A 12,383-nucleotide genomic window follows, 5' to 3' on the forward strand; every position below is an offset into this window, starting at 1 on the left:
AGGCAATTAATTAATATGGTTAAAGATAAAACAATGAAAAGTTAAGTCAAAAGATTTCCTTTATCATCCCATTCGGCAATAATACCACGTTTACTCTGATCTATACATTTTGCCAGCCATTCTTCTTCATAGGCAACTCCATGCTGTTGTAAAACATCTTCTGGCACTCCGTTCCAAACATTTGGCATATTTCCTACGTAACCCAAATCGGCTATTCCCTTTTCGGAAGTATAATAGCCCGTTAGCGTCAGATTTCGCATAAGAGAAAAGAACTGAACTTCCATAGGCTGTTCTCGCATGGGTATTTTGGCATCATAAAATGCGATCTCATCTAATATCTCTTTTTGCTTAGCCTCTTCAGTGGTTTTAAACTCTGTTCCATTCCGTCTATTACTCTCATGGTCTAACCACATTAATCCTCCTCTTAAATCGGTCTGTAGTTCCGGAACATCCTTAGCCATAAATTCAATAAATTGGGGTACTTCAGCATCGAGAGGTCCACCAAATTCTTCATTAGGAGGAAGAATTAGATTGCAGAGCACGGCAATAGTAGAAAGTTCGTGTTCATTAAAAAACTGTTCCTTATTTAGCTTTTCAATTAATTCCTTTTCTTCTGGAGTTCTACCAAAGTCTCCGGTTAATTTTGGTGCCTCTGGTAAACTTAAATTCTGCTCTTCTTTAGGAGCACATCCGTGAATAGCCAAACCTCCTGCAACAGAACCAAGAAGTAATGATTTTATACTATTTCTTCTATCCATATATCAGATATTTTGCTGTTTAAGTTGTTCTACAATATAATCAGACGCGCGCCATGAAAGGGCCAAAATGGTCCAGGTACAATTTTTATCTGCCTGGGAAACAAAGGGTCCTGCATCCGTTATAAATACGTTGTTTACGTCATGAAGTTGTTGAAATTTATTAACGACTGAACGCTTAGGATCATCCCCCATTCTTGTGGTACCAACCTCGTGTATTATACTTCCGGGAGTAGACAGGCCGTAGTCATCTTCTTTGGATGGCGTGTCTCCTAAAACCTCACCTCCCATGTTATGTATTAGTTCTTCAAAGGTTGCCTGCATATGCCTGGCCTGATTCCTTTCGAAATCGGACCACTTATAGTTAAATCGTAACACGGGAATTCCAAATTCATCTACTGTAGTAGGATCAATTTCACAATAATTATCTTCTCTGGCAATAGCTTCTCCTCTGCCCCCAAATCCTAAGACAGAACCATAGTACTTTTTTACATCTTTACGCAAGCCGGCACCATATCCTCCTGTACTTAAACCAAAGAACTTATTAAATTCATTGGGATTAAAACCAAAGCCATAATTAGGCATATGAATACCCCCCCAAACTTCTATGTGATATCCCCTGGGAAAGTCCAGATTTTTATTGTCTAACCACCATGGCGTATAAACATGCATGCCACCAACTCCATCCTCATTATACATCTTTCTATTCATTAAATCTGGAATAAAACCAGCCCTACTTCCTCCGGTAGAATCATGAAGATACTTCCCTACCATATTGCTACTATTCCCCAGTCCGTTTGGATGCTGCTTACTCTTGGAGTTCAATAAAATACGTGCTGAACTACAGGCAGATGCAGCCAAGACCACAACCTTTCCTTTAAGCACATATTCTTTGCGATCTTCTTTACTAATATAGGAAACTCCTGTGGCCTTACCTTCTTCATTTGTCTGTACTTCTCGTACCACAGAATTGACATAAAGATCTATTTGCCCTCCACTCTTCTGGGCTGGGAAAATAAGGCAGGAGCCAGCTGAAAAATCGGCATAAACCTGACAGGAACGTGAACATTGCCCACAGTAAAAACAAACTCCCCTATCGTTGTTTATTTTTTTAGTAAGCATGGACATCCTTGAGGGGATTACAGGTATTTTAGATTTACGAGCTCCTTTGATATAGAAAAGCTCATGAAGCCTTGGCTTAGGTGGTGGTAAGAAAAACCCATCCGGATCATTCGGAAGGCCCTCATTAGTACCAAAAACACCTATAAGTTTATCTACTTTATCGTAATAGGGTTTTACATCTTCATAACCAATAGGCCAGTTATCTCCAAGACCATCTACGTCTTTATGTTTAAAGTCTTTCGGCCCAAAACGCAGTGATATTCTACCCCAATGGTTAGTTCTTCCTCCAAGCATATGGGATCTGAACCATTTAAATTCTGTTCCGTCCTTGTGTGTATATGGTTCCCCTTCAATTTCCCATCCTCCGTAAGCCATATCAAACTCACCAAAGACTCTGGTAGTCCCTGCTCCTCTTCGGGGAGATTCATAAGGCCATTTTAGTTGAGTCTGCTGGCTTGGCTCGGCGGGGTCAAAATAAGGCCCTGCCTCTACAACAGCAACCTTAAAACCTGCATCTGCTAAAACCTTAGCAGACATACCTCCTCCAGCCCCGGAGCCTACAATTATTGCATCGTACTGTTTGGGCGTTTCTTTTATTTGCATAAAATATTATCTGTTCAACAACTATTTTCTATTAACCGTTTAAATTACATTTTTTATTTGAAATAGTGCCTATAAATATGGGATTGACAGAAACATTGATGAAAATGACAATTTACTTTCATCAGAAATGTTTCTGCCTTTAGTAGACACTATCTTCCTTTATTAAAGCACCCTTCTAATTCCAGAAAAATCCTGCCGGTATTCTGTTGGGGTGCGCCCTTTATTCTTTCTAAAAACCCTATTAAAATTGGCAATACTATTAAAGCCACAGGCAAAGGCAATCTCTGAAATACTCAGGTCTTTTTCTATCAGCCATTTAGAAGCAAAACCAATACGGACGTCATTAACATATTCTACAAATGTTTTTCCCGTACATTTTTTTATAAACCGATTAAAGGAAACGGTACTCATATTCATAATTTCAGAAACCTCATGCAGCGTTAATTTAGAAGCGTAATTTTCTTGTACATGGTTATAAAGCGTCTTTAACTTCTCATTGTATTCAAAATTATCTAAGTGTATTGTAGTGGTAGATAGAAGTCTCTGGTTTCGAGAGTTAGACAAGTCGTACAAAATGGAAAACAACTCCAAGAAATAGTCAATTCCACCCATTTTAGAGACTTTTACTATTCTAGGCATCATTTGCTTCGCAACCTCCTTAGAAAACAAGACCCCATGAGTGGAGCGATTGAACATATCTTTCAGAGGCTTCATAATTCTTCTTCCCAAAAATTTATTATCAAATAAATCATCATGGAATTGAATGGTAACTTCATGAATGTTTTTGGAATTACAATTATGGTGTTCCCAGCCATGAAACAAGTTAGACCCCACAAGGACCAATTCATAATTATCAACCTCTTCTACGCTATCACCTACAATTCTTCGCAGCCCCTTACCTTTGTCGATAAAATTAAGTTCAAACTCCGGGTGAAAATGAATTGGATAATCAAACATATCCTTTAATCTATCAAATACTAAAAAACTGTCTTCCTTTGTCAGAGGAGTAATCTCACGATGAATTTTTTTTAAAATATCCATTAATTGGTTTTCAAACTGTTTTTATTTGTTCGTAATTTGACAAAATAATACCAACACAATATTAACAAATATTTTAGATTTGAGATAGAATTTGTGAATTTTTGCTGTTAATTTTCATCAAATCAGTAAAAAATAAAGCTTAAAATTGGCAATTTAATTATTATATCTAAAACCCCTTTTTAATGTTGATAATATAGTATATGCTTAAAGGAATAGATATTACTATCATCTTATTATACCTCTTAGCAACTGTCATAATTGGACTTGTGCTCCGAAAAAAAGCACAGAGAAGTAAAGACGATTATCTTCTTGGGGGCAAATCTTTACCCTGGTATATGCTTGGCCTGTCAAATGCTTCAGGGATGTTCGATATTTCGGGTACCATGTGGCTAGTAACCTTAACTTTTGTCTATGGCCTTAAAAGCATTTGGATTCCTTGGCTATGGCCTGTTTTTAATCAGGTTTTCTTGATGGTCTATCTAAGCGCATGGCTGCGGCGGTCTAATGTTACCACCGGAGCTGAATGGATTCTTTTCAGGTTTGGCGAGGGTAAAGGCGGTAGATTATCACATTCGGTGGTCGTAGCCTTCGCCATAGTAAGTTGCCTTGGTTTTTTGGCCTATGGCTTTATAGGACTGGGGAAATTTGTGGAGATTTTTATTCCATGGGAAGCGGTCAGCGCATATATTCCTTTTGATATTCCCCTTGCCTATGTACCGCATTTTTATGGAGCAGTTTTTACCTTGTTTGCGGTTTTTTATTCTGTTTTAGGTGGAATGTCCGGTATTGTATGGGCAGATTTACTGCAGTTTTCCATTATGACTATTTCCTCGTTTGCCATTGCCTTTATTGCTTGGCAGGCAATGGGAACGAGCACACTGCTGGTGCCTGATGGCTGGATGAACCCTTTCTTTGGATGGCATTTAGATATAGATTGGACACAGTTAATTTCAGAAGTAAATGATAAAATTGTCTCCGATGGCTATTCGCTTTTTGGGCTATTTTTCATGCTGGTAGTCTTTAAAGGGCTTTTAGCAAGTATTGCTGGCCCTGCACCTAACTATGATATGCAGAAAATCCTTTCTACCAAATCGCCAAAAGAAGCGGCAAAAATGAGTGGTTTCGTCTCTTTAGCCCTTATGCCTACACGTTATTTAATGATTGGTGGATTTGCCATTTTAGGAATATTATTTTATGATCAACTAGATCTGAATAGAGCCGGAACCATCGACTTTGAAAATATATTACCCTCTGCTATAAGCAACTTTGTACCGGTTGGCTTAATGGGCCTATTATTGGCCGGTCTGCTCGCAGCATTCATGTCGACCTTCGCAGGGACTCTTAATGCTGCTCAGGCTTACCTGGTGAATGATGTTTATCTAAGGAATAAGAAAGATGCCAGTCCAGGTCAGGTAAAATCTATGAATTACACCAGTGGCATAGTAGTTGTTTTCATCAGTATTGTACTCGGCTGTTTTATAGAAGACGTAAATTCCATTACCCAATGGATTGTTTCTGCTCTATGGGGCGGATATGTAGTATCTAACACCTTAAAATGGCATTGGTGGCGATTTAATGGGAATGGGTATTTTTGGGGAATGCTTTCTGGCCTTATCCCTGCCATTATTTTTCCCTTGGTTTTTCAAGAAACTCTGGAACTTTATCTCTTCCCACTTTTGCTTCTTATCACAACCCTAGGGTGTTTATTTGGAACTTATACCGCAGCGCCCACGGACGAAAAAGTCCTTATAGATTTTTACAAAAAAACAAGACCATGGGGTTTTTGGAAACCTATTAAGGAGAAAGTTGTTAGAAACGAACCAGATTTTAAAGAAAATAAAGCCTTTAAAAAAGACATGTTCACGGTCTTTATAGGGACAGCCACCCAGACCCTGCTGGTAGTAATTCCTCTGTATCTCATTTTGCATGAATACACCTCTCTTTGGATATCCTTAGGCCTTTTTGCTATTTGTGCTTGGATACTAAAAAGATTTTGGTGGAACCACTTAGACGATCAATTGTAATGGAAATGAATAGGACCACATATAAACCAACACAAAGAAATCTCCGTGATTTACATCAGCATTATGAAGAATTAATCACCTGTCCTAACCAAGCCATCCCAGAAGACAATGGCCTTTACTTCAGGTACAAAAACCCCGTGATTACCGCCAAACATATTCCTTTAAACTGGCGTTTCGACTTTAACAAAGCTACCAATCCATTTGGTCTAGAACGCATTGGAGTAAACGCCGCATTTAATGCGGGTGCCATTAAGTGGAATAACAAGTTTATTTTGGCCGTAAGAGTAGAAGGTACGGATAGGAAGTCCTATTTTACCTTTGCAGAGAGTCGGCAAGGTTTAAGTCATTTTAAATTTTGGGACAAACCGCTTTATTTACCCCAGTTAAATGAGGGAGATACTAATGTTTATGACATGCGATTAGTGGCACATGAAGACGGCTATATTTACGGCATATTTTGTACAGAAAGAAAAGATCCCAGCGCTACCGCTGGAAACACCTCTGCAGCAATAGCCAATGCCGGATTTATTCGCTCTAAAGATTTATTAACTTGGGAAAGGTTGCCAGATTTGATCTCCGACTCGGCTCAGCAACGAAATGTAAGTTTACACGAAGAGTTCGTAAATGGGCAATATGTAATTTATACAAGACCACAGGATGGGTTTATTGAAACCGGTTCTGGAGGTGGTATAGGCATGGGTTATATTAAAGACATGGCCAACCCCGTTGTGCATGACGAACAAATAATTAATCCAAAAGCGTATCATACAATCTATGAATTAAAGAATGGTCTGGGACCTTCTCCTTTAAAAACGAAAGATGGATGGCTACATCTTGCACACGGCGTTCGCAACACTGCCGCCGGGCTTCGGTACGTATTGTATTTGTTTATGACCGATTTAAAGGATATAGCCAAAGTAATTCACCAACCTGGCGGGTATTTCATGGCGCCAAATGAAAATGAAATAGTCGGGGATGTTGGCAATGTACTTTTCTCCAATGGTTGGATTTTGGAAGAAGACGGTCGTGTCTTTATCTATTATGCCTCCTCAGATACGAGAACACACGTAGCTACTTCACATATTGACTTATTAATAGACTATTGCAAAAACACTCCAGCGGATAAGATGTCTAGCAATGGTTCCGTAGAAAATATTTTAAAACTTATACAGAAGAACAAAATGGACATTTAATAATATTTCCCCCAGCTGCGCTCTAATATTTGAATTAGCGCAACACTTCCTTCTACTGAATGGCAAATCAATAGGAAGTGAAAATATCCAAGGATAGAACCGTGTTGTATATGGAATTATCCGTAGCGTAGAAACGATTCCTTTTGATAACAGATCAAAAGGAATTGTTGTTTTTAAGAGATTTTATAAGAAAACCTTAAAGTTTGCGTTTAACAACTGCATTTTACATATATAACAAAATTGCAAAAAATCATTATTTGAATAATAAATGACAAAATATTGTCATCTTACATTACATAATTCACATAATTTTATTAATATTATCAAAAATTTATGGTTTTTTTTAACATTTCGCGAAAACGTTTTCGCGAAAACGTTAACTAAAATTGTGAAATTCAATCATTTAAAGCTAACTAAACAACAAACGATTATGATTCTAAAAAGTGATTATCATTCGTTAAAGCTGAACTACGGTAGAAAAAAGAAAACCGTTGGTAAGGCTTTTTCATTACTTCTTGGTCTTGTTTGTTCCTTTGCTATTGCAGCACCGACAACAAGTCCCAACACAGTAACGACGATTGAAGCATTTCAATCAACAATTTCAGGAACAATTACCGATGCAGATGGTGTTCCACTTCCAGGTGCAAACGTGGTAGTAAAAGGTACCACTACTGGTGCTGCTGCAGATTTCGATGGAAATTATTCCATTCAGGCAAGTCCTGGAGATGTTCTTGTGTTTACCTACACAGGATACAACAACAAAGAAGTTACCGTTGGTAGCGAAAGTAACATAAGTGTAGTTCTAGAAGAAGGGCTTGCGTTAGACGAAGTTGTTGTAACAGGATATGCTGTTGAAAGTAAAAGAGAAACTACCGCAGCGGTTTCTATTGTAAAGGCAGAAGAATTAGCTGCTATTCCTTCGGGTAACGTAGAACAGCAGTTAGCTGGTAGAGTTGCAGGGGTTACCGTTATTACAAACGGACAGCCTGGTACTGCTTCTCAAGTTCGTGTTCGTGGATATGGTGGATTTGGTGGTAACCAACCTCTATATGTAGTAGATGGGGTACCTGTTCAAGATGTTGGATTCTTAAGTCCGGATGACATTGCGACAACTACGGTACTTAAAGATGCTGCTGCAGCTTCCATTTATGGAGCAAGAGCTGCAAACGGGGTAATCGTTTATACTACGAAGCAGGGTTCTAGAGGAAATCAGAAAGCAAATGTTACGATTAATATCCAAAGTGGTATTACAGATCCTAACGTGGCTGGTTCTCCAAAAATGCTTAATCCTCAGGACATGGCAGACTATACGCATATTGCCTATAGAAACAATGCGGCTGCTAATGGTACCGAGCCTCAGTATACACATCCGCAATATGGGCCAAATGCTACACCAAGATTCCCAGACTATTTGCATGCAGATGGTCAGAACGGAGTTTTTGAAGCAGATGTTGATTTAGCTCAAATTGCCGCAAACTATGCAGCAGACCCTCAGAATGTATTCCTTATTAGACCAAATTTAGCAGGAACTAACTGGTATAAAGAAATTACTAGAGTAGCACCGGCCTTAAGAGCTAGTATAGGTTTCGACGGCGGAAATGAAAATAGCCGTTACTATGTTGGTTTAAGTGCTCAGTTATTAGATGGTATACTATTATCTAACTCTCAGACTAGATATACTGCCAGATTTAATACAGAATTCGATTTAACTCCTTGGTTAAGTATTGGAGAAAACCTACAATTTACCTATAACTCTGTTCTCGGACAAACTGGTGGAAATGGTGGTCAGGGTATTTCGGATGATGAATCAGAAGTTTTGGCTGCATACAGAATGCCAACCATTATTCCTGTTTTTGATGAATTTGGAAGTTATGCTAGTACAAGAGCTGCTGGTTTTAACAACCCTAGAAACCCTGTAAGAAGGTTAAAGCAAGATAGAGGAGATGACCAAGCATTTGCCGTAAGTGGTTTTGGTAACTTATACGCTTTAATTAAGCCAACTGCTGGTCTTGTATTTAAGAGTAGTATAGGTGGACAATATTACAACTTTACCAATAGAGATTACAACTACGTTTATTTAGGAGATTCTGAGCCACAAGCAAGTTATAGCTTCTCAGAAGGTTCTGAATATGGATTCTCTTGGACTTTTACGAATACACTTACTTATGAGAAGTTATTTGGTAAGCACAAATTTAAAATTCTTGCAGGTTACGAAGCCATTCAAGGAACCAACACTCCGGTTGCGGCACCTCGCGGAAGAAGAATCCAAGGGTCGGGTATTAATCCTTTCTCTACCGACTTAGACTTCGTTACACTTTCTGCTGTACAGAGTCCTGTAGTTCAAAGTTTTATTAGAACAGGGGTTAACTTCAGTTCTATATTTGGAAAACTAGATTACAACTACGACGAAAGATTCTATGTATCTGCAGTTGTTAGACGTGACGGTTCTTCTGTATTTGGACCTGAAAACAGATATGGTACTTTCCCTGCATTCTCTGGTGCATGGAGGATTATTGCAGAAGACTTTATGCAAGATCAGACTTTCTTATCCGATTTAAAAGTAAGAGCTGGTTGGGGAGAAATGGGTAACTCTAATAATGTAAACCCTGCAAACCAATTTTCACTTGCTGCTTCTAACCTAGGAAATACATTCTATCCTATTCAAGGTCAGAACAGTGGTGCAAATGAAGGGTTTGCTACAAGTAGAATTGGTGCCCCAGATACTAAATGGGAAACTTCAACTACTACCAACATTGGATTTGATGCTACTATCTTAAATGATAAATTAGATATCATCTTCGACTGGTGGACCAGAGATACAGAAGACTTATTATTCCAAGTTCCTTTAGCTGGTGTTACTGGTAACTTTGCTCAGGCACCTACTAGAAACGTTGGTTCTATGAACAACACAGGGGTAGATATCCAAATCAACTACAGAGGAAACTTCACAGAAGACTTTTCTTTTGAATTTCAGTTAAACAACTCTTTCTTAAAGAACGAAGTGTTAGGGTTTGCTCCAGGTATTGATTTCTTAGATGGAGGTACTTATAGAGGTATTTCTCCTACAAGAAACCAAATTGGTAGACCACTTTCTTCTTTCTTTGGATATGATGTGATTGGATATTTCAACAGCCAGGCAGAAGTAGATAGCTCTCCTGCTCAGGATGGTGCTGGTGTTGGTAGATTCAGATACCGCGACGTAAATGGAGATGGTGTTATTACACCGGATGACCGTACCTACCTTGGAGATCCAATTGGTGAGTACAGTGGTGGTGCTACTATAGACCTTAAATACAAAAGCCTTAGAATGGAAATGTTCTGGAACTGGGTAACCGGGGTAGAAATATTCAACCAATCTAAGTGGTTTAGAGATTTCTTCGGATCGTTCGAAGGTTCAGCAAAAGGTGTAGCTGCATTTTCATCTTGGACTCCTGAATTAGGAAATAATGCAGGTGCTCCTATCTGGGAAAGTGCTTCTAATTTAAGTACCAATGGTGCTTCTAACTCTTGGTATGTTGAAAATGGCGACTATTTAAGATTGCAACGTCTTGCCTTCATCTACTCTTTTGATGATTTAGTTAAAAATTCATTGGCCTTGAGCAAGTTCGAAATTGGACTTTCTGCTAACAATATTTGGACTATAACTGGCTATAGCGGTTTAGATCCAGTAGTTGGTGGTGACGCTGATACTCGTTTTGGTATCGATGTAGGTAACTATCCTGTTACGCCATCTTACCTAATAAATGTAAATATTGGACTCTAAACCTTTGATTATGAATTTAAATAGTAAAATTTTAATTATATTTGAAAAAAAAAGTTATGATGACAATTAGAAAAACTAAACAATTAGGAATTATCGCCCTGAGTGCCCTTGTCTTGGGTATCTCTTGTAGCGATGAGTTTTTAGAAGTTCCGCCTGCTGCTTCCCTAGGGGATGCTCAGTTGGGAACTAAAGATGGTATCGAAGGTTTATTAATCGGTACATACGCTGCACTTAACGGTGTTTTCGGTAACAGATTTGAAGGCCCTAACCATTGGATTACAGGATCTATCATGGGAGGAGATGCCAACAAAGGAACGGATGCTGGGGATTATTCCTCTATTAACCCAATTCAAAGGTATGAGACAGATCCTACAAGTGGGGACCTTAACAACCTTTGGAGAGGTCGTTTTGAAGGAGTAGCTAGAGCAAATAGAGTTTTAGCCACAATTACCAACAGTCCGGATGCCTTACAACCTGCAGATTTAGCAAGAATTTCAGGAGAAGCAAGAATGTTAAGAGGTCATTTCTATTTTGATCTAAAGAAGCATTTTGGCAATATCCCGGTTTTTGATGAAACTATTCCACCAGATGAAGTAATTGTACTTCCAAACAATGGTGATGCATGGGCGCAAATTGAAGCAGACTTCCAGTATGCTTATGACAACCTTCCTGCTGTAACCGATGCAGGGCGTGTTAACAAATGGGCTGCTGCTGCTTATATGGGAAAAGCCAAACTTTACCAGGGTAAATTCGGAGAGGCCATAACTTGGTTTAACGACGTAATTAGTAATGGTGTTACTCCAACTGGAGAAAAGTATGCCTTATTAGATAACATTGCTGAGATTTACAATGCAGAGTTTGATAACCATGCAGAATCTGTAATGGATGTTGAATCGGCTAACAACACAGGTAGTACCGCAAATGCAAATTACTTTGATGACCTTAACTATCCTTACAATACAGGTCCTGATGGTCCTGGTAACTGTTGTGGATTTTTCCAGCCAAGTATAGAGCTAGGTAACTCTTACCGAACTGGAGCAGATGGTCTACCATTATTAGACGGTTCTTATAATGACCCTGCTAATGAAGTTGCTAATAACTTTAAGTGGGTGGTAGTAGATGGTAACGATGAGGCATCTTTTGTCCCTGACGCTAATCCATTAGATCCTAGAATCGACTTTGCAATGGGAAGAATGGGATTACCGTATTTAGATTGGATAGATCACCCAGGTTCTGCTTGGATTAGATCGTTCCCTTATGCCGGTCCTTATTCTCCTAAAAAGTATATCTACTACAAGTCTCAAGAAAACACTTTTACGGATGGAAGTTCTTGGACTAGAGGTTATGCTCTTATGAACTATACCATTATCCGATACGCAGATGTATTATTAATGGCTGCTGAAGCTGAAATTGAGGCTGGAAGTCTTGCAACTGCATTAGACTACATAAATCAAGTTCGTAGAAGAGCTGCTAATTCAGAGTTTTGGGTGAAAGCATCCGATGGTTCTGGAGCTAATGCTGCAAACTATGTAATCTCTGAATACACTACTTTAGGTAGCCAAGAGCAAGCGAGAGAAATTGTACGATTCGAAAGAAAACTAGAACTTTCTGGAGAAGGACATCGTTTCTTCGACCTTGTAAGATGGGGAGTAGCTGCTGAAACAATTAACGCTTATTTAGGTTATGAATCTCAGTACTTAGTAACTAAATTCGGTGGGGCTAGCTTTACTGCTGGAAAAAGTGAACTTTACCCAATACCTCAAGCGCAAATTGATATTCAAGGACCTGATGTTCTTACGCAGAATCCAGGATATTAATTCTTTATAGCATAAATGATTGAAAAGGCCGCTGAAAAGCGGCCTTTTTATTTGTTCATGTGCCA

At 38.8% G+C, this 12,383-nt stretch carries 7 protein-coding genes; 4 read left to right on the forward strand and 3 right to left on the reverse strand.

From position 1 onward, the window contains the following. Positions 1-41: 41 nt before the first annotated feature. From PXG98_RS10440 to PXG98_RS10450, 3 genes are all read right to left on the reverse strand, one after another. Positions 42-758 carry a gluconate 2-dehydrogenase subunit 3 family protein gene (locus PXG98_RS10440; RefSeq protein WP_276390906.1) on the reverse strand — a complete coding sequence of 239 codons (717 nt, stop codon included), beginning with the start codon at positions 756-758 and terminating at the stop codon, positions 42-44. A gap of 3 nt (positions 759-761) precedes the next feature. Further along, on the reverse strand, positions 762-2,480 hold the full coding sequence (locus tag PXG98_RS10445; RefSeq protein ID WP_276390908.1) for a GMC oxidoreductase: 1,719 nt from the start codon (positions 2,478-2,480) through the stop codon (positions 762-764). Positions 2,481-2,642: 162 nt separating this feature from the next. Then, a complete protein-coding gene (locus tag PXG98_RS10450; RefSeq protein WP_276390910.1) occupies positions 2,643-3,521 on the reverse strand; it encodes an AraC family transcriptional regulator in 879 nt (292 codons plus the stop codon). 200 nt (positions 3,522-3,721) lie between these two features. Here PXG98_RS10450 and PXG98_RS10455 point away from each other — a divergent pair, with 200 nt between their 5' ends. The 4 genes from PXG98_RS10455 to PXG98_RS10470 all read left to right on the forward strand — a co-directional run bounded on the left by PXG98_RS10455 (position 3,722) and on the right by PXG98_RS10470 (position 12,318). Beyond that, positions 3,722-5,545 carry a sodium:solute symporter family protein gene (locus tag PXG98_RS10455; RefSeq protein ID WP_276390912.1) on the forward strand — a complete coding sequence of 608 codons (1,824 nt, stop codon included), beginning with the start codon at positions 3,722-3,724 and terminating at the stop codon, positions 5,543-5,545. A 5-nt stretch (positions 5,546-5,550) separates the two neighbouring features. After that, entirely contained in the window at positions 5,551-6,738 is a 1,188-nt protein-coding gene (locus PXG98_RS10460) for a glycoside hydrolase family 130 protein (protein WP_276390914.1), read from the forward strand. 430 nt (positions 6,739-7,168) lie between these two features. Continuing rightward, positions 7,169-10,501, forward strand: coding sequence for a SusC/RagA family TonB-linked outer membrane protein (locus PXG98_RS10465; RefSeq protein ID WP_276390915.1), 3,333 nt, complete (start codon positions 7,169-7,171; stop codon positions 10,499-10,501). A gap of 56 nt (positions 10,502-10,557) precedes the next feature. After that, on the forward strand, positions 10,558-12,318 hold the full coding sequence (locus tag PXG98_RS10470; RefSeq protein WP_276390916.1) for a RagB/SusD family nutrient uptake outer membrane protein: 1,761 nt from the start codon (positions 10,558-10,560) through the stop codon (positions 12,316-12,318). Positions 12,319-12,383: the final 65 nt, after the last annotated feature.

The organism is Eudoraea chungangensis, from assembly GCF_029360665.1.
Classification (GTDB): Bacteria; Bacteroidota; Bacteroidia; order Flavobacteriales; family Flavobacteriaceae; genus Eudoraea; species Eudoraea chungangensis.

Bases quoted from the DNA above. Each gene is read 5' to 3' on its own strand.
- PXG98_RS10440 (WP_276390906.1), bottom strand. From the start codon at position 758: ATGGATAGAAGAAATAGTATAAAATCATTACTTCTTGGTTCTGTTGCA.
- PXG98_RS10445 (WP_276390908.1), bottom strand. From the start codon at position 2,480: ATGCAAATAAAAGAAACGCCCAAACAGTACGATGCAATAATTGTAGGC.
- PXG98_RS10450 (WP_276390910.1), bottom strand. From the start codon at position 3,521: ATGGATATTTTAAAAAAAATTCATCGTGAGATTACTCCTCTGACAAAG.
- PXG98_RS10455 (WP_276390912.1), top strand. From the start codon at position 3,722: ATGCTTAAAGGAATAGATATTACTATCATCTTATTATACCTCTTAGCA.
- PXG98_RS10460 (WP_276390914.1), top strand. From the start codon at position 5,551: ATGAATAGGACCACATATAAACCAACACAAAGAAATCTCCGTGATTTA.
- PXG98_RS10465 (WP_276390915.1), top strand. From the start codon at position 7,169: ATGATTCTAAAAAGTGATTATCATTCGTTAAAGCTGAACTACGGTAGA.
- PXG98_RS10470 (WP_276390916.1), top strand. From the start codon at position 10,558: ATGATGACAATTAGAAAAACTAAACAATTAGGAATTATCGCCCTGAGT.